Genomic DNA, 17,279 nt, shown 5'->3' on the forward strand with positions numbered 1-17,279 from the left:
ACGCGGCTTCTCCCGGCCATCACACAGAGAGAACGAGCTGTCGTGAATTGTGTACAACCAACGATATTGTTGGCTAGAATTCAAGCCATGACAACGCTTCCGCTGGCCGAGGCCAGGAACAACCTGTCCAAGATCGTCGACGAGGTGGAGAGAACCCACGACGCGGTCACCATCACCCGTAACGGTCGGCCCAGCGCCGTGGTGATCTCCGTGGACGACTACGAGTCGATGACGGAGACCTTCGCCCTTCTGGACAGTCCGGAAGAGCAGGCGAGCCTGGCCCAGGCGAAGGAGGAGTACGAACGCGGAGACGTGGTCACCGGTGACGAGATGGCCGAGCTTATGCGCGAACGGACGCGCCGGGAGACAGGGACGTGAGCGAGCAGTACGAGATCGTCCTGACCCGTACCGCGCGTCGTGCCTTGTGCGAGACGTTGCCTGACAAGGTGGCGGCGGCAGCATGGGAGCTGCTCCGGGGAGATCTCAGAGAGAACCCTCGGAGGGTGGGGAAAAGACTCAACCCTCCCTACGGTCAGGACTGGGTCGCCCGCCGTGCCACCTACAGAATCCGGTTCGGCGTGGACGACAACAAGAACGTCATTGTCATCTATGACATTCGGGGACGGGCTGACGCCTACCACTACTCGAGAAGGCGCTGACCTTCGAGAGCTCCTGGGGTGGTGGCCCGACGTGTGCCGGGCCACACGCCCCTTGTGTCGGTGGGGGACCCGCGGACGTGGCACCCTTGGTTCGTGCGGAACCCGGACACGCTGGGCGTGGCGGGGTCCGCGCGGACCACGAGGAGCGACGAGCAGGGGAGCCGGACGTGCGGCGATGGGACGGGCTGGAGGGCGTGCCCTCCGGATGGGGACGCTCCGTGGTGGCGGTCGGCGTGTTCGACGGGGTGCACCGTGGCCACCAGGCCATCCTGGAGACCGCGGTCGGGCACGGGCGCGAGCTCGGCCTCCCGGTGGCCGTGGTGACCTTCGACCCCCACCCCCAGACGGTGCTGCGCGGGACCACGCCGCCGGTGCTCACCCCCCTGGAGCGGCGGGTGGAGCTGCTGGCCGGGTACGGCGCAGAGGCCGTGTGCGTCCTGCCCTTCACCAAGGACCTGTCCTCCCTGACCCCGGAGGAGTTCGTCCAGCGCGTCCTGGTCGACCGCCTGCACGCCGCGGCCGTGGTCGTGGGCGAGGACTTCCGTTTCGGCCACCGCGCCGCGGGCGACGTCGCCGCGCTGGCCGCGCTGGGCGCCGAGTACGGCTTCACCGCCGACGGGGTCGCTCTGGTCGCGGACGGCGACACCATCACCTCCACGCGCGTGCGCGGGCTGCTCGCCGAGGGCGACGTGGCCGGGGCCGCCGAGCTGCTGGGCCGCCCGCACCGGGTCGGGGGCGAGGTCGTGCACGGCGCCGCGCGCGGCCGCGAGCTGCTGGGCTTCCCCACCGCCAACATGGACCTGCTCCCCGACACCGCCGTCCCCGGTGACGGCGTCTACGCGGGCTGGCTCCACCGCTCCGAGCCCGTCGCCGGGCAGGAGTCGCGCTGGCCCGCCGCCATCTCCGTGGGCAGCAACCCCACGTTCGACGGCGCCGAGCGCACGGTGGAGGCCTACGCCCTGGACCGCGACGACCTGGACCTGTACGGACTGCGCATGACGGTGGACTTCACGGTGCACATCCGCGGTCAGGAGCGCTTCGACAGCATCGACGAGCTGATCGTCGCCATGCGCCGCGACGTCGACCGCTGCCGCGAGGTCCTGCGCGCCGGGTAGGGGGCGGGGGAGACCCGACCCACGCCCGGCCGCGGTCCGCCACCTCGCGGTCTGCGGTAGGCTGATCGTTGTCCACGTGTGCCCACGGCCGGTCGCCTCCGCGCGTACCGCCGCCGGGGGAGCGCGGCGCACCCACGCCGTCGGCGGCGGGCCGCGCACCACACGCGACGGTGACTGTTCGTACGCGCGGTCACCGCGTCTGATCCCGGCCGCGCAACCGGGTTCCACACCGCGTACCGACTTTCTAGCGAAGGAGCGTTGTGTCGATCGACACCGCCACCAAAGAGAAGATCATCGCCGAGTACGCCACCGGCGAGGGTGACACCGGTTCCCCCGAGGTCCAGGTCGCGCTGCTCACGCACCGCATCACCGAGCTGACCGAGCACCTCAAGGGCCACAAGCACGACCACCACAGCCGCCGCGGTCTGCTGCTGATGGTCGGTCGCCGCCGCCGCCTGCTCAAGTACATCGCCAAGCAGGACATCACCCGCTACCGCTCGCTCATCGAGCGCCTGGGTCTGCGCCGCTAGGTTGTCGGCGGGAGTGGCTTCGGCCGCTCCCGCTTTGTTAGTAAGGTGTGACGCGACGGTGGTCACACACCGCCGTCCACCCTAATTCCACAGTGAGAACCACCCGCTCCCACCCCGGCGCAGAGCCGGGGCCGGTCCTCGGTAGTGGTCCCCGGACATTCCCGCGAGGGCATGCCGTGGGCTTCGATCGATGACCGGCCGTCATCAACTCCGGGGCACGGACGCGGGAAAAGAACCACGAGCGCCGGCACACCTTCCGTGTCCGGCGCCACGAACGCGAACACGTGTAGTAGGAGGTCGCCCATGGAGGGCGTGTACTCGGCCGAAGCCGTCATCGACAACGGCTCCTTCGGCACCCGCACCATCCGCTTCGAGACCGGTCGCCTGGCCCGCCAGGCCGCCGGATCGGCCACGGTGTACCTGGACGACGAGACCGTCGTCCTGTCCGCCACCACCGCCTCGAAGCGCCCCAAGGACAACCTCGACTTCTTCCCCCTGACGGTGGACGTCGAGGAGCGCATGTACGCCGCGGGCCGCATCCCCGGCTCCTTCTTCCGGCGTGAGGGCCGTCCCTCCGAGGACGCCATCCTCACCTGCCGCCTGATCGACCGGCCGCTGCGCCCGTCGTTCCGCAAGGGCCTGCGCAACGAGATCCAGATCGTCGAGACGATCCTGGCCCTGCACCCCGAGCACCTGTACGACGTCGTGGCCATCAACGCGGCCTCGATGTCCACCCAGATCGCCGGGCTGCCCTTCTCCGGCCCGATCGGCGGCGTGCGCGTCGCCCTCATCGACGGCCAGTGGGTGGGCTTCCCGACCCACGCCGAGCTGGAGAACGCCACCTTCGACATGGTGGTCGCCGGTCGCGTCCTGGAGGACGGCGACGTCGCCATCATGATGGTGGAGGCCGAGTCCACGGTCCGCACCCTCAAGCTGGTCGCCGAGGGGGCCGTCGGCCCCAACGAGCAGACCGTCGCCGAGGGCCTGGAAGCCGCCAAGCCCTTCATCAAGGTCCTGTGCAAGGCCCAGCAGGCCGTCGCCGACCAGGCCAGCCGCGAGCAGGGCGAGTTCCCGATCTTCCTCGACTACGAGGACGACGCGTACGCCGCCGTCGAGGGCGCCGTCCGCGAGGAGCTGTCCAAGGCGCTCACCATCGCGGACAAGCAGGACCGCGAGGCCGAGCTGGACCGCGTCAAGGCCTCGGCCGCCGAGAGGCTCGCCGAGGACTTCGAGGGCCGCGAGAAGGAGATCGGCGCCGCCTTCCGCTCCCTGAGCAAGCAGCTCATGCGCGAGCGCGTGCTGCGCGACGGGATCCGCATCGACGGCCGCGGGCCCAAGGACATCCGCCAGCTGAGCGCCGAGGTCGGCATCCTGCCGCGGGTGCACGGCTCGGCCCTCTTCGAGCGCGGCGAGACCCAGATCATGGGTGTCACCACGCTCAACATGCTGCGCATGGAGCAGACGGTTGACACGCTCAACCCGGACAAGACCAAGCGCTACATGCACAACTACAACTTCCCGCCCTACTCCACCGGTGAGACCGGCCGGGTGGGCTCGCCCAAGCGGCGCGAGATCGGGCACGGCGCCCTCGCCGAGCGCGCCCTGCTCCCGGTCCTGCCCGCCCGCGAGGAGTTCCCCTACGCCATCCGGCAGGTGTCGGAGGCCCTGGGCTCCAACGGCTCCACCTCGATGGGCTCGGTCTGCGCCTCCACCATGTCCCTGATGGCGGCCGGCGTGCCCCTCAAGGAGATGGTGTCGGGCATCGCCATGGGCCTGATCAGCGAGGGCGACGAGTTCGTCACCCTCACCGACATCCTGGGCGCCGAGGACGCGTTCGGCGACATGGACTTCAAGGTCGCCGGTACCCGTGAGCTCATCACGGCCCTGCAGCTGGACACCAAGCTCGACGGCATCCCCGCCGAGCAGCTGGCGCTCGCGCTCCAGCAGGCCCGCGGCGCCCGCCTGGCCATCCTCGACGTCATGCAGGAGGCCATCGAGCGTCCGGCCGAGATGAGCCCGAACGCTCCGCGCATCCTCACCGTCAAGGTCCCGGTGGAGAAGATCGGCGAGGTCATCGGCCCCAAGGGCAAGATGATCAACTCGATCCAGGACGACACCGGCGCCGAGATCACCATCGAGGACGACGGCACGATCTACATCGGCGCCACCGACGGCCCCTCCGCCGAGGCCGCGCGGGACACGATCAACCAGATCGCCAACCCGACGATGCCCGAGGTCGGCGACCGCTACCTGGGCACCGTCGTCAAGACGACCACGTTCGGCGCGTTCGTGTCGCTGCTGCCCGGCAAGGACGGCCTGCTGCACATCTCGCAGATCCGCAAGCTGCACGGCGGCAAGCGGATCGAGAACCTCGACGACGTGATCAGCATCGGCGAGAAGATCCAGGTCGAGATCCGCGAGATCGACGACCGCGGCAAGCTTTCGCTGGCCCCGGTCGAGGTCGTGGAGGCCGAGGCGGCCCAGGCCGCCCCGGCGGCTCCCGCAGCCGAGGACGAGGACTCCTCGGCCGAGGACGACGGCGGTGACAAGAACGGCGGGGACGCCCCGCGCCGTCGCCGCCGCCGCAGCTCGGGCGGGCGCTCGGAGAACACCTGATCCTGACCGACGCCGGGGCGGTCGCACCTTGGGTGCGGCCGCCCCGGCGCGTATCCTCGGCCGGAACCGCCGGGTGGACCGGCCGCCGACGTCCCGACGAAGAAGAAGGATCCATGAGCTCTGTCCCCATCGCCGCCGAGCAGGACCCGGGCACGACCGTGACGCTGCTGGAGCCGGACGGCGGTACCGGACTGGTGCGCCGCACGGTGCTGCCCGGCGGCCTGCGCGTGGTCACCGAGGCCGTGCCGGGCGTGCGCTCCGCCGCGTTCGGGATCTCGGCGACCACGGGTTCCCGTGACGAGGACTCCGCGCACGCGGGTTCGGCGCACTTCCTGGAGCACCTGCTGTTCAAGGGGACCAAGGAGCGCTCGGCGCTGGAGATCTCCGCGCTGCTGGACGGTGTGGGCGCCGACCACAACGCCTACACGACCAAGGAGCACACCTGCTACTACGCGAAGGTGCTCGACCGCGACCTGCCGCTGGCCGTCGACGTCGTCGGTGACATGGTGGCCAACTCGGTGCTCGACGAGGGCGAGGTGGAGACCGAGCGGGGCGTGATCCTGGAGGAGATCGCCATGTACGAGGACGAGCCCGCCGACCTGGTGGACGACGTCTTCGCGGCGCACTTCTTCGGCGACACGCCGCTGGGCCGACCGATCCTGGGCACCACCGACACCATCGAGGCGCTCTCCCGCGACCGCATCGCCGAGCAGTACCGCGACGCCTACGTGCCCGGCGAGCTGATCGTGACCGCCGCGGGCAGCCTGGACCACGACCGGGTGGTGGAGCAGGTCCGCAGGCTGTTCGCCGAGCACTCGGCCGCCGCGGGGGACGCCCGCCCCGCGCGCCCCCGCATCGGCGGCTCCCCGGTCACCACCTACGGCGGCACGGTGGTGCAGCCGCGCGAGACCGAGCAGGCGCACATCATCCTGGGGTCGGAGGGGCTGCGGCGCACCGACCCGCGGTGGTACGCGCTGCGGCTGCTCAGCGCCGCCCTGGGCGGCGGGATGTCCTCCCGCCTGTTCCAGGAGGTGCGTGAGAAGCGCGGCCTGGCCTACGCGGTGCACGCCTACAACGCCGACTACGCCGACACCGGCAGCTTCCAGATCTACGCGGGCTGCCTGCCGGAGAAGGCCGACGAGGTCATCGGGGTGTGCCGCGAGGAGCTGGCGAAGGTGGCCGCCTCGGGCATCACCGAGGAGGAGTTGATCCGCGCCAAGGGCCAGATCCAGGGGTCTCTGGTGCTGGGCAGTGAGGGCACCAACGCGCGGATGGGGCGGCTGCTCTCGCACGAGCTGAACCGGCCCGGGCACTACTCCATCGACGAGAGCCTGGCGCTGTTCGACGCGGTGACCGGCGCGGAGGTGGCCGAGGTGGCCGCCGACCTGCTGTCGCGGCCGCGCGCGCTGGCCGTGATCGGCCCCTACGCGGCCGACCGGGTCTTCTGACCGGCTGGCCGGAAGCGTTGCCGTTGCGACGCATGAGGTTCTGACCTGCGATCGGTGTGTGGGGCGGGTTGTGGGCCCTCTCCGGCCACCGCGCTCTGGAGGTCCTCCCATCCGAGGCCCCGGGCCGCCCGCGCACGCGGGCGGCCCGGGGCCTCGGTGGGTTCCGCCCTCAGGCGGTGAGCCCGCGCACTAGGTCACCGCGGGCCCGGGCGACCCGCGAGCGGATCGTGCCCACGGGCACGTCCGCCAGCCGGGCGGCCTCGGCGTAGGACAGGCCCTCCACCTGGGTGAGGACGAACGCCTGCCGCCGTTCGGCCGCGAGCCCGTCCAGAAGGCAGAGCAGGGCCACGTGCTCGTCGAACCGGACGGTCCGCGCGGGCAGCAGCTCCCAGTCGGCGGGGTGCACGCAGTCGGGGCGGGCCGCGTCGCGGCGGTAGCGGTCGGCGACGGTGTTGCGGGCGATGGCCAGCAGCCAGGTCCGCGCCGGGGCGCGCCCGGCGAACCGCGGCAGGCCGCGCAGGGCCCGCAGGTAGGTCTCCTGGCTGAGCTCCTCGACGCGGTCGGGGTGGACCCTGCGGGCGATGTAGCGGGCGACGTCGGGGCGGGTGCGGCGGACGAACGCGTCGAGCGCCTCGGCCGAGCCCTCACGGGCGGCGAGCGCCAGCCGGTCGAGTTCGCCGTCCCGCTCCCGGTGGCGCTCGTCCGCGTGCGGGGACTCCTCCGAACGGGTCGGTCCCTCCGAACCGGACGGTCCCTGGGGGCGAGCGGACCCTGCTGAGCGGGCGGGCTCCTGCGGGAGGGCGGGCCCCTCCGCTTCGCCCGGCGCGGGGGACCGTTGCGGATCGGTGCGGTGGTCGCGCCACGAGCGGCGCGCCGGGCGGTCGGGGTGGGAACGTCGCGCCCGTGCCGGGCGCTGTTCCTGGAAGACGGTGTCGGTGGGCATCGGTGCTCCGGGTTCCGGCGTGCACCAGCGGCCCGGCGGCCGGTGGCCTCGGGCGGTGGTGCGCGCGGTGACGGGAGCGTGCGCGGCCGGTCCCCGGCAAGGGGGACCGGCCCGGGCACGCGGGGACCGGACGCGCCTCCGGATGCCCGCGCGGGGCGCGGCGGTGCGGAGGTCGCGGCGGGGAGGCGCCGACCCCGGTACCCGTGTCCGCCCAGGCGGAGCCGGGACCGCGCGGCCGGTTTCCCCCTGGGCACGGCGCGGCGTGAGGACAGCTCAGGGCTGGTCCTCGCGGACGTCACCGTCGCGGTGGGAGGCGGCCCGGGAGCGCGGGCGCGGGTAGGGCTCGGGTCAGCGGCCCGGGGCGTGTTCGTGGGCGCCGACCGCCGCGCGGCGGTGCGGGTGCCGGTCGAACACGGCCTGTGCCGCGGGCGGTCCCCTCAGAACCAGGCTGTGCCGGAGGTAGGGCGCGGCCGGGGCGGGCGTCCCGCGTTCGGGGAGCGGGGCCGGGGGAACCCGCTCGGGTACCAGCCTCGGGACCGCGAGCACCAGGACGGGCAGCAGCGCGGCGGCGGCCAGGCGCAGGTAGGCGAAGAGCGCCGCCTCGCCCTGGCGCAGCCACCAGGCGCACACGGCGCCCGCCACGAGGTGGGCGAGGAGCATCTCGGCGCCGCCCGATGCGGCCTCCACGGCGGCGGGGTCGGCCGCGTGGGCGCCGTGGGCGCCCGCCGCCTGGGCCATGGAGAACACCAGGTGCAGGGCCAGCTGGCCCCACGCCATCCATCCGGCGATCGCGCCGAGTCCGCGTTCGCGGCCGGTCGCGGCCCAGGCGGAGGCGTAGACCAGGGCGGCGCCGACGAGCAGTCCGCCCAGTGGGACGGCGTGCTCGGAGGACAGCGCGTGGCCGCCCACGGACACGGCGGAGCACACCGAGGCGAACACCCCGGCGCGGGCCGCGCGCAGGGGTGGCCGCTCCGTCATGGGTTCATCGTCGCATCCGTTCCGGATCCCCGCCCAGGGGGGTGGGTCGGCCCGCGGGCCGTGTTCGCGGGAGGAGGCGCTCCCCTCCCTCATGCGGCCCCGGCGGCCGGATCCGGCCGCCGGGGCCGAAACTTCACCCCTCCAGCAGGGCCTGCCCCACGTACCCTCCCTCCGGGCAGCCCGGCGGGACGGCGAACACCGCCGAGCCCACGGCGGTCACCCACTCGTTGAGCAGGTCCAACTCGTCCAGGCGCCGTTGGATGGGCACGAACTGGCGCAGCGGGTCGGCCTGGAAGGAGGCGAACAGCAGCCCCGCCTCCTCACCGCCGGAGCCGCGCTCGTCGTAGTTGTAGGCGCGCCGGAAGATCCGCTGCTCCGGGTCGTCGGTGCGGGCCCGCCGGATGTGGGCGAAGTCCGCGATGACGGTCAGCCCGGAGCCGTCCGTGGCCTCCAGGTCCGCCTCGTCGTGCTCCTCGGCGCCGGTCAGCGGCGCGCCGTTGTCCAGGCGGCGGCCGATGACCGCCTCCCGGGCGGGCCGGTCCAGTTCGTCCCAGGTGTCCAGGTGGGTGGCGATGCGGCGCAGCACCAGGCTCGTGCCTCCCCTGAGCCACCGCGGTGGGTCCCCGCCCCACACCAGCCGGTCGAAGTCCCCGGTTCCCGGTGCGGGGTTGACGGTCCCGTCCACCTGTCCCATCAGGTTGCGCATGCTGGTGCCCTCGGGCTGGGAGCCGTGGGCCCGGCGGAACCCGCTCTGCGTCCACCGCACCCGCGCGAAGGCCCGTGCGTCCTTGAGCATCATCCGCACCGCGTGGGAGACGGTCACGGGGTCGTCCGCGCACACCTGGAGCAGCAGGTCCGCCTCGCCCCAGGCCGGGTTGAGCCGGTCGTGCCCGAACTCGGGCAGGGGCCCCAGCCAGTCCGGCACCGCGTCGGGGTCCACCCGTTCCACCAGCCCCCGCCCGAACCCGAACGTGGTGGTGAGCCGGGCCGGAACCCGGGCGAGCTCGGGCTCGGTGTCGGCCAGGGCGGGCTCGCCCCGGGACAGGCGGGCCGCGTCGTCGCTGAGCAGCCGCAGGAGCCGACCGACCGCGTCCGCGTCGGCCGCCGGTTCCAGGTCCAGCGCGACGAAGGTGCCGTGGGTCTGCGGCGGGGTCTCCACGCCCGCCTGCCGCGCGCCGTGGAACGGCACGGTCAGCGTGCCGTTGAGTGGGGGAGCCACGGGGGACGCCGCCGGTTCCGCGGCCCACCGGTGGGCGAGCGCGCCCCCGGCCGCGCCGACACCGGCGGCCGCGCCGCCCAGGAGGAGCCCTCTGCGGCTGAGCCGGGCCTCGCCGCCCATCAGTGGTCCCCGTGCCCTTCGTCGCCGTGCGCCTGGTCGCCCCCGCCCTCGGCGTCCTCTTCCCCGGTGCCGTGCCCCCCGCCGTGGCCGCCCTCCGTGTCGCCCCCGTACTCCTCGTTGGCCCCGGCGTAGTCCTTGACCGCGGCGGTGAACTCGGTGGTGGAGCCGTCGGAGAACTCCACGGTGACGGTCGCCTCGGCTCCCGGCCGGAGGTCCTCGGCCAGCTCCATGAGCATGATGTGGTCGCCGCCGGGCTCCAGGGTGGCGCTGCCCCCGGCGGGGATGGGGAACCCGCCCTCCTTCTCGCGCATGGTGCCGTCGGTCCCCTCGGAGACGACCTCGTGCAGCTCGACCACTCCGGCCGCCTCGTAACTGGCCGAGACGACGGTGATCTCCTCGCCGGAGCCGTTGGCCAGCACACCGAAGACGCCGGTCATCCCCTCCTCGGCGGTGACGGCCTTGACCCAGGGATCGGTCACGGAGAAGGCGTCGGCGGCCTCCTCCGCCGGGGCGGCGCCGCCCTCGGCGGCCCCGCCGCAGGCGGTGAGGGCGAGGCCGAGGCAGAGCAGTGAGGCGGCCCATGCGGTACGGCTGGTGCGGACGCGGTCCATGTTCCCTCCGGGGGTACGAGCCGCGTTCTCGCGGCTGTTCCCCCTACGGGTCGGATCACGGGACCGTCCGGTTCCCGGCAGCTGTGGGTGCCCCGCGCCACATCCGTCCTGCGCCGCGTCCGTCCCGCGGACGCCGACGGGGCGGGCCCGGCCGTGCCGGACCCGCCCCGTCAGCGGTGTCTAGGACCTCTTCGGGGTCCGTTTGCGGATGGTGATGCGCCGGGGCCCGCGGGCGTTGGCGGCGCCGTGCACCACCACCTCCAGCAGCCCCTCGCCGTAGCTGGCCTCGATGTCCTCCTCGTCCACCGCCTCCGGGAGGCTGATCTCCCGGCGGAACGTGCCCATGAACCGCTCGGAGGAGTAGTAGACGACGTCGTCCCCGTCCCGGCGGCGTTCGCCGCTGATGGTGAGGATCCCGTTGTTGAGGCTCACGGACACGTCCTGCTCCTGGACCCCGGGGACCTCGCAGCGCACGACCAGGTCGTTGCCCCGGGCCAGGATGTCGGTGGGCGGGCTCCACGCGTCGGCGTGCCCGCGCTCTCGCTCACCGGCGTTGCCGGTCTCCATCGAGGACATGCTGTCGGAGATGCGGTTCATCTCGGTGATCATGTCCACCACACCGTGGAAGGGGTTGTGGAACTTCTTCGGCGCCACGGCCGCCTCCTTTCCTCGTGCTGACGGGAACTGCGGGAACTAGTCGCGCGCCTGCTTCCCCGGGGAGCGGTCGGACCTTGGGCGGTCCTCGGCGCGCTGCTCCCTCGGGCTTCCGGGCTTGGGTTCCTCCGACAGGGCCTTGAGCAGGCCCCACACCATGAGGATCAGGATGATCGCGAAGGGCAGCCCGGTGACCACGGACGCGGCCTGGAGCGCCGACAACGCGTTCTCCCCGCCCAGCACCAGCAGGATCAGGGTGACCGCGCCCTCGCTGATCGCCCAGAAGGCGCGGTGGGCCTTGACCGGCTTGAGGCTTCCGCCGCTGGCGAGCGTGTCCACCACCAGGGAGCCGGAGTCGGAGGAGGTGATGAAGAAGACCGCCACCACGATGATCAGCAGGACGGAGATGACGCCGCCGATGAGCGGTCCCCCGGGCAGCAGCTCCAGCAGGCGGAAGGACCGGTCCTCCTCGCTCAGCGCGCTCAGGTCGGCGTTCCCGAACAGCTCGTAGTACAGGCCGGAGCCGCCGAACACCCCGAACCACAGGATGGACACGGCGACGGGGGCGAACAGCGCTCCGATGACGAACTCGCGGATGGTGCGGCCGTAGGAGATCCGGGCCAGGAAGATGCCCACGAACGGCGCCCAGGAGATCCACCAGCCCCAGTAGAAGATGGGCCACGCGGTGGTCCAGGCCGCCGCCGTCTCGTCGACGAGCGGGCTCGGGAAGGCCAGGCTCCACTCGACGATGTTGCTCAGGTACTCGCCCGCGCCCGTGGTCATGATGCTGGCGATCCACAGCTTGGGTCCCAGGGCGAAGACGACCACCAGCAGCAGGAAGGCCAGCCACAGGTTGATCATCGACAGGCGGCGGATTCCCTTGTCGATGCCCGAGAGCACGCTGGCCAGCGCGACCGCGGTGATGAGGATGATGATGATCGCCTGCACGGTGGCGTTCGAGGGGATGCCGAAGACGTGGTTGAGCCCGCCGTTGATCTGGAGGGTGCCCAGGCCCAGGGAGGTGGCCAGGCCGAAGATCGTGCCGAAGATGGCGAGGATGTCCACCACGTTGCCCGGCCATCCGAAGGCCCGGTCGCCCAGGAGGGGGTAGAGCGCCGAGGCGGGACGCAGGGGGAGGCCCTTGCGGAAGGCGAAGTAGCCCAGTGACAGGCCGAGCGCGATGTAGATGGCCCAGGGGTGGAAGCTCCAGTGGAAGTAGCTCAGGGCCAGGGCCTCACCCGCCGCCTCGGGCGGGGGCGGCTCGCCCTCGGGGGTGACGAACTCGGCCGAGCGCGGCGAGGTCAGGTGGTGGATGGGCTCCGACACCCCCCAGAACACCAGGCCGATGCCCATGCCGGTGGTGAACAGCATGGCGAACCAGGGCAGCGTCCCGAACTCGGGCCGGGAGTCGGCCGGGCCCAGGCGGATCTTCCCGAACCGGCTCAGCATGAGGAAGATCGCCAGCCCGAGGAAGAAGGTGGTGGACAGGACGTAGACCCAGCCCAGCTTCTCCCCGATCCAGTCCCGCGTGGCGGTTGCCGCGTCGAGCATCGGCTCGGTGGCGACGATGCCGACGATGACGAAGGCGAGGATCACGACTCCGGAAACCCCGAAGACCGTGGGGTTGGTGTGTTCTCGGATGTACTCGCGTAGGGATGAGATGCTGGCTCCTTCCCAGCCCCGGAGGATCGCTGTCCCTGGTCGGGGGATGAGGGGCCGGTGCGGGCACCGGTCCACGGACATGTCCCGTGGGATGGTAGGTGCCAGAAGCCGTTTCGTGAAGCAACCGCACAACTGCGGAGTGTTGGCTTACGAGCGGCGAAATATCCTTCGTGGTGCTATGGGCCTTTTTCGGACACATGACGGCATATGTCCGCACGTATCGGGGTAGGAGTGGTCACCCTCGCTTCACTCGACCCCTGCGGGTTCCATGCTCACGGCTCCGACCGGCGTCCCTCCGGCCTCACGGCTCCGTCTTCGCGGACAGCCGGTCCAGGGTCGTGCCGATCCGGTCCAGCCAGTCCGTGATCGTGGCCAGCTCCTCCAGCGAGTAGTCGGCGTGCGCGGCCGTCATCGCCTCGCGCATCCCGGGCGCGGTGGAGGGGCCCAGGCGCGCGGCGTCGCCGGTCAGCCGGACGGCGACCTTGCGCCGGTCCTCGGGGTGGCGGGTGCGCTCGGCCAGGCCGTGCGCCTCCAGGCGGTCGATCACCCCGGTCACCGAACCGGTGGACAGGCACAGGCTGTCGGCGATCTCGCCCGGTGTCATGGAACCGCCCACGCGCAGCAGCGTGTAGCACTGGAAGTCGGTCGGGTTCATCCCCGAGCGCTCCGCCATCCGGTGCAGCAGGCGGATGAGCCGTACGGCGAGTCGCTGCCCGTCGGTCTGCAACGCGTCGTAGAGTTCGGCCCGCGACCTGGCCTCGGAATCCGCGGTCCCGGACCCTCCGAAGTCGGGGGGAGAGGATGCGGCCGACGCGGTGTCCATGGTTCCTCTCTCGCGTTCGTGGCCGGTGGCTCCGGCCGTTCTTGGAAGTCTAAGCGCCACCGGGACGCGCACACCCTCTCCGGGAGGCGCACACCCCTCCGCCAGCGAAGGGTTCGACCCTCGCAGAGGGGGAAGTAGTTCGGTTGCCAAGATTCATGGAAACCGAGTCGCATTGTCCGGATGCTACCCGGGGAGGACACCGTCAATCCCATCCTGAACACCCACAGGCACCCGCACCCGCCGGACGCAGGAGTCGCCGACGAGCGCGCGTCCCTGGAGGAGTCGCTCAAGGACTACCTGGAGCGCAGGCTCCGCGACTCGGAGGACCTCGACGGAGAGTTCGGCCGGGACCTGGCCGGGACGACCGTCCGCTTCACCCTGGACGGCGGCAAGCGGATGCGGCCCCTGCTCGCCTGGTGGGGGTGGATCGCGGGCGAAGGCGCACCCTCGGGGGAGACGGCCCGCGCCGCCCGCCAGGCCTGCGCCGCGGTCGAACTCGTCCAGACCTGCGCGCTCGTCCACGACGACGTCATGGACGGCTCGCCCACCCGCCGGGGCCGCCCCTCGGTGCACGCCGCGCACGCCCTCGAACACGAACGGGACGGCCACGTCGGCGACCCCCGCCGGTACGGGGAGGCTCTGGCCGTCCTCGTGGGCGACCTCGCCCTGGTCTGGGCCGACGACATGTTCAACGAGGCCCTGCCGGGCGTGCCCGAACCCGTCCGGGCACGGGCCGTGTGGCGGGACCTGCGCACCGAGATCATGGCCGGGCAGTTCCTCGACGTGCGCGCCCAGGCGCGCCGGGAGCGCTCGGAGGAGGCCGCCCTGCGCGTGGACATGCTCAAGACCGCCTCCTACAGCGTCGAACGCCCCCTGCACCTGGGCGCGGCGATGGCCGGGGCCGATCCGGCGGTGGTGCGGTCCCTGCGCGGCTACGGCAGGGACGTGGGGATCGCCTTCCAGCTCAGGGACGACCTGCTCGGCGTCTACGGGGACAGCTCCCGGACCGGCAAACCCGTGGGCGAGGACATCCGCGAGGGCAAGTGCACGCTGCTGCTCGTGACCGGCACCCGCCTGGCGCGCGAGCGCGGGGACGGCGCCGCGCTGCGGCTGTTCGACCGCATCGGCCTTCCCGACGAGGACGTGGACCCCGCGGAGGCGGCCGACGCGCTGGACCGCATCGGCGCACGCGACCTGGTCGGCGCCAGGTGCCGTGAGCTCGCCGAACAGGGGCGGGCGCACCTGGAGGGGCTCGACGCGCCCGCGCACGTGCTGGAGGGGCTGGGCGGCCTGGCCTCCCGGATCGCGCGTGACCGTGTGTGACCCATCAGGCGGGGAAGCTGTCCGCGACACCGGAGAGGAGCACCACCGTGCCTGAGGAGACCTCCGAGCCGCCGACCCCGCCCCGGGCCGGAGCCGGGCCGCGCGGACGCGGCCCCGTGGTCGTCGTGGGCGCAGGGCTGTCCGGTCTGGCCTGCGCCCTGCACCTGCTGGGCGCGGGGCGCGAGGTCACCGTGGTCGAGCGCGAGGGGCACCCGGGCGGGCGCGCGGGGCGGCTCGACCTGGACGGCTTCCAGATCGACACCGGTCCCACCGTGCTCACCATGCCCGAACTCCTGGACGAGGCCCTGGGCGCGGTCGGCGAGACCGTGGCCGACCGGCTGGACCTGGTGCCGCTCAGCCCCGCCTACCGCGCCTCCTTCGCCGACGGCTCGGTGATCGACGTGCACACCGAGCGCGAGGCGATGGCCGCCGAGGTCGCCAGGGTGGCCGGGCAGCGCGAGGCCGACGGCTACCTGCGGCTGCGCGACTGGCTCACCCGGCTGTACCGGGTGGAGATGCGCTCGTTCATCGACGCCCGGTTCCGCTCCCCGCTGGACCTGGTCCGGCCCGACCTGTTCCGGCTCGCCGCGATGGGCGGCTTCGGCAGGCTGGCCCCGGCCGTGGGCCGCCACGTGCGCGACGAGCGGCTGCGCCGGATCTTCTCCTTCCAGTCGCTGTACGCCGGGGTGGCGCCGGAGAGCGCCCTGGCCGCCTACGCCGTCATCGCCTACATGGACACCGTCGCCGGGGTGTACTTCCCCCGGGGAGGGATGCGCGCCCTGGGCGACGCCCTCGCGGGAGCGGTCGCCAAGGCCGGGGGGACCGTCCGCTACGGGCAGGAGGTCGTGCGCCTGGAGCGCGCGGGCGACCGCGTCAGCGCCGTCGTCACCGGGGACGGGGAGCGCCTGGCCTGCGACCAGGTGGTGCTCACCGCGGACCTGCCCGCCGCCCACCGGCTGCTCGGCCACACGCCCCGGCGCCCCGTGGCCACGCGCTACTCGCCCTCGGCGGTCGTGCTGCACCTGGGCACCGACCGCACCTGGGAGCGGCTGGGCCACCACACCATCTCCTTCGGCGCCGCGTGGAAGCGCACCTTCACCGAGATCATCCGCGAGGGCCGCACCATGAGCGACCCCTCCCTGCTGGTCACCCAGCCCACCCTCACCGACCCGTCGCTGGCCCCGGAGGGGCGCCACCTGCTGTACGTGCTCGCCCCGGCGCCCAACCTGGCCGCGGGCCGCGTCGACTGGGACCGCGAGGGGCCGCGCTACCGGGACCGCCTGGTCGGGGTCCTGGAGGAGCGCGGACTGGACGGGCTGGACGCCTCCGTGCGGGCCGAGCACCTGGTCACCCCGGCGGACTGGGCGCGGCAGGGGCTCGCGCACGGCACGCCGTTCTCGCTGTCGCACACCTTCGCCCAGACGGGGCCGTTCCGTCCGCGCAACACCGTCCCCGGCACCTCCAACGCCGTCCTGGCCGGGTGCGGGACCACACCGGGGGTCGGCCTGCCGACCGTGCTGATCTCGGGGAAGCTCGCCGCGGCAGAGGTGGTCCGCAGAACCGGAGGAGGCCGATGAACGCGGGAACCGCGGAACTCGACGCCGCCGGGATCACCGGCGAGCCGCTGCGGGAGGCCTACCTCAGGTGCCGGGCCCTGCACGCCCGCCACGGGCGCACCTACTACACGGCCACGCGGGTGCTGCCGCCCGAGCACCGGCCCGGGGTGCACGCCCTGTACGGCTTCGCGCGGTGGGTGGACGACATCGTCGACGAACCGCCGCCGGGCGCCACGGTGGCGGACCAGACCGCCCGCCTGGACGTCATCGACGCCGACCTGGCCCGGGTCCTGGACGGGGAACCCGCGCGGGACCCCGAGACGGCGACCGTGCTGTCCGCCCTGGCGCACACGGTCCACCGGTACGCGCTGCCGCACGCCTACTTCACCGCGTTCATGGCCTCCATGCGCATGGACCTGACCGTGACCGGCTACCGCGACCTGGAGCACCTGCGCGAGTACATGTACGGCTCGGCCGCGGTGATCGGTCTCCAGGTGCTGCCGGTCCTGGGGACGGTGGCCCCGCGCGAGGAGGCGGCCCCGCACGCCGCCGCGCTGGGCGAGGCCTTCCAGCTGACCAACTTCCTGCGGGACGTGTCCGAGGACCTGCGGCGCGGCCGCGTCTACCTGCCGGAGGAGGCCCTGGCCGCGCACGGCGTGGACCGTGAGCTGCTGGAGCAGTGCGCGCGGGCCAGGGAGCCGCACCCGCGCGTACGGGAGGCCCTCGCCGACCTGGTGGAGGTCAACCAGGGCTTCTACCGGCGGGCCGAACCGGGCATTGCGATGCTCTCCCCCGTGGCGCGCCCGTGTGTCGCCACCGCCTTCCGGCTCTACCGCGCGATCCTGGACGAGGTGCGTGCGGCCGACTACGACGTGTGGAGCGTCCGGCACCGCGTCTCGGACACCCGCAAGGCGGCCGCCGCCGTACCCGCCCTCGCGCGGTCGCTGATCGCGCGCTCCCTGCGCGGCCGGGTGCCGCGCCCGCGGACCGGCTGAGGAGACGCGCGGTCCGCCCCGCCCCCC

General features: G+C 72.9%; 16 protein-coding genes. 9 read left to right on the forward strand and 7 right to left on the reverse strand.

What is annotated here, in order from left to right:
• The first annotated feature begins 87 nt into the window (after nt 1-87).
• The 6 genes from FYW99_RS12500 (at nt 88) to FYW99_RS12525 (ending at nt 6,368) form a co-directional block, all read left to right on the forward strand.
• Nucleotides 88-378 carry a type II toxin-antitoxin system Phd/YefM family antitoxin gene (locus tag FYW99_RS12500; protein WP_150252163.1) on the forward strand — a complete coding sequence of 97 codons (291 nt, stop codon included), beginning with the start codon at nt 88-90 and terminating at the stop codon, nt 376-378.
• Nucleotides 375-659, forward strand: coding sequence for a type II toxin-antitoxin system RelE family toxin (locus FYW99_RS12505; protein WP_150252164.1), 285 nt, complete (start codon nt 375-377; stop codon nt 657-659). Before FYW99_RS12500 ends, FYW99_RS12505 begins: the two co-directional genes overlap by 4 nt.
• A 167-nt stretch (nt 660-826) precedes the next feature.
• Nucleotides 827-1,774 (forward strand): bifunctional riboflavin kinase/FAD synthetase, encoded by a 948-nt coding sequence (locus FYW99_RS12510; RefSeq protein WP_150252165.1) that lies wholly within the window; start codon nt 827-829, stop codon nt 1,772-1,774.
• Between the two features lie 260 nt (nt 1,775-2,034).
• The gene (gene rpsO / locus FYW99_RS12515; RefSeq protein ID WP_013154592.1) at nt 2,035-2,304 is read left to right on the forward strand and encodes a 30S ribosomal protein S15; all 270 of its coding nucleotides are present in this window, start codon (nt 2,035-2,037) and stop codon (nt 2,302-2,304) included.
• Nucleotides 2,305-2,607: 303 nt separating this feature from the next.
• Nucleotides 2,608-4,920 carry a polyribonucleotide nucleotidyltransferase gene (locus FYW99_RS12520; RefSeq protein WP_150252166.1) on the forward strand — a complete coding sequence of 771 codons (2,313 nt, stop codon included), beginning with the start codon at nt 2,608-2,610 and terminating at the stop codon, nt 4,918-4,920.
• 113 nt (nt 4,921-5,033) lie between these two features.
• On the forward strand, nt 5,034-6,368 hold the full coding sequence (locus tag FYW99_RS12525; RefSeq protein ID WP_150252167.1) for a M16 family metallopeptidase: 1,335 nt from the start codon (nt 5,034-5,036) through the stop codon (nt 6,366-6,368).
• Between the two features lie 169 nt (nt 6,369-6,537).
• Here the strand turns inward: FYW99_RS12525 and FYW99_RS12530 are convergent, their stop codons facing one another.
• The 7 genes from FYW99_RS12530 to FYW99_RS12560 all read right to left on the reverse strand — a co-directional run bounded on the left by FYW99_RS12530 (nt 6,538) and on the right by FYW99_RS12560 (nt 13,378).
• Complete coding sequence (locus FYW99_RS12530; RefSeq protein ID WP_150252168.1) at nt 6,538-7,311, reverse strand: sigma-70 family RNA polymerase sigma factor; 774 nt, start codon at nt 7,309-7,311, stop codon at nt 6,538-6,540.
• Between the two features lie 348 nt (nt 7,312-7,659).
• Nucleotides 7,660-8,289 (reverse strand): hypothetical protein, encoded by a 630-nt coding sequence (locus tag FYW99_RS12535; RefSeq protein ID WP_223838942.1) that lies wholly within the window; start codon nt 8,287-8,289, stop codon nt 7,660-7,662.
• 133 nt (nt 8,290-8,422) lie between these two features.
• Nucleotides 8,423-9,628, reverse strand: coding sequence for a Dyp-type peroxidase (locus tag FYW99_RS12540; RefSeq protein WP_150252169.1), 1,206 nt, complete (start codon nt 9,626-9,628; stop codon nt 8,423-8,425).
• Nucleotides 9,628-10,239, reverse strand: a complete 612-nt coding sequence (locus FYW99_RS12545; RefSeq protein ID WP_150252170.1) for a copper chaperone PCu(A)C — start codon at nt 10,237-10,239, stop codon at nt 9,628-9,630. Before FYW99_RS12545 ends, FYW99_RS12540 begins: the two co-directional genes overlap by 1 nt.
• A gap of 180 nt (nt 10,240-10,419) precedes the next feature.
• Nucleotides 10,420-10,893 carry an Hsp20/alpha crystallin family protein gene (locus FYW99_RS12550; RefSeq protein WP_061079853.1) on the reverse strand — a complete coding sequence of 158 codons (474 nt, stop codon included), beginning with the start codon at nt 10,891-10,893 and terminating at the stop codon, nt 10,420-10,422.
• A gap of 39 nt (nt 10,894-10,932) precedes the next feature.
• The gene (locus FYW99_RS12555) at nt 10,933-12,636 is read right to left on the reverse strand and encodes a BCCT family transporter (RefSeq protein ID WP_223838943.1); all 1,704 of its coding nucleotides are present in this window, start codon (nt 12,634-12,636) and stop codon (nt 10,933-10,935) included.
• Nucleotides 12,637-12,856: 220 nt separating this feature from the next.
• Complete coding sequence (locus FYW99_RS12560) at nt 12,857-13,378, reverse strand: MarR family winged helix-turn-helix transcriptional regulator (RefSeq protein WP_150252171.1); 522 nt, start codon at nt 13,376-13,378, stop codon at nt 12,857-12,859.
• A 180-nt stretch (nt 13,379-13,558) separates the two neighbouring features.
• On the opposite strand from FYW99_RS12560, the gene FYW99_RS12565 reads away from it, so the two are divergent.
• From FYW99_RS12565 to FYW99_RS12575, 3 genes are all read left to right on the forward strand, one after another.
• Complete coding sequence (locus tag FYW99_RS12565) at nt 13,559-14,701, forward strand: polyprenyl synthetase family protein (protein WP_150252172.1); 1,143 nt, start codon at nt 13,559-13,561, stop codon at nt 14,699-14,701.
• 116 nt (nt 14,702-14,817) lie between these two features.
• The gene (crtI, locus tag FYW99_RS12570; RefSeq protein WP_150252279.1) at nt 14,818-16,278 is read left to right on the forward strand and encodes a phytoene desaturase family protein; all 1,461 of its coding nucleotides are present in this window, start codon (nt 14,818-14,820) and stop codon (nt 16,276-16,278) included.
• A complete protein-coding gene (locus FYW99_RS12575; protein WP_150252173.1) occupies nt 16,275-17,252 on the forward strand; it encodes a phytoene/squalene synthase family protein in 978 nt (325 codons plus the stop codon). Before crtI ends, FYW99_RS12575 begins: the two co-directional genes overlap by 4 nt.
• The last annotated feature ends 27 nt before the right edge of the window (nt 17,253-17,279 follow it).

Origin of the sequence: Nocardiopsis deserti, assembly GCF_008638355.1 — a bacterium.
Taxonomy (GTDB): Bacteria; Actinomycetota; Actinomycetes; order Streptosporangiales; family Streptosporangiaceae; genus Nocardiopsis; species Nocardiopsis alborubida.

Excerpts from the sequence above, each read along its gene's own strand:
- FYW99_RS12500 (WP_150252163.1), top strand. The coding sequence starts at position 88 with ATGACAACGCTTCCGCTGGCCGAGGCCAGGAACAACCTGTCCAAGATC.
- FYW99_RS12520 (WP_150252166.1), top strand. The coding sequence starts at position 2,608 with ATGGAGGGCGTGTACTCGGCCGAAGCCGTCATCGACAACGGCTCCTTC.
- FYW99_RS12525 (WP_150252167.1), top strand. The coding sequence starts at position 5,034 with ATGAGCTCTGTCCCCATCGCCGCCGAGCAGGACCCGGGCACGACCGTG.
- FYW99_RS12530 (WP_150252168.1), bottom strand. The coding sequence starts at position 7,311 with ATGCCCACCGACACCGTCTTCCAGGAACAGCGCCCGGCACGGGCGCGA.
- FYW99_RS12535 (WP_223838942.1), bottom strand. The coding sequence starts at position 8,289 with ATGACGGAGCGGCCACCCCTGCGCGCGGCCCGCGCCGGGGTGTTCGCC.
- FYW99_RS12540 (WP_150252169.1), bottom strand. The coding sequence starts at position 9,628 with ATGGGCGGCGAGGCCCGGCTCAGCCGCAGAGGGCTCCTCCTGGGCGGC.
- FYW99_RS12545 (WP_150252170.1), bottom strand. The coding sequence starts at position 10,239 with ATGGACCGCGTCCGCACCAGCCGTACCGCATGGGCCGCCTCACTGCTC.
- FYW99_RS12555 (WP_223838943.1), bottom strand. The coding sequence starts at position 12,636 with ATGTCCGTGGACCGGTGCCCGCACCGGCCCCTCATCCCCCGACCAGGG.
- FYW99_RS12560 (WP_150252171.1), bottom strand. The coding sequence starts at position 13,378 with ATGGACACCGCGTCGGCCGCATCCTCTCCCCCCGACTTCGGAGGGTCC.
- FYW99_RS12565 (WP_150252172.1), top strand. The coding sequence starts at position 13,559 with ATGCTACCCGGGGAGGACACCGTCAATCCCATCCTGAACACCCACAGG.
- FYW99_RS12575 (WP_150252173.1), top strand. The coding sequence starts at position 16,275 with ATGAACGCGGGAACCGCGGAACTCGACGCCGCCGGGATCACCGGCGAG.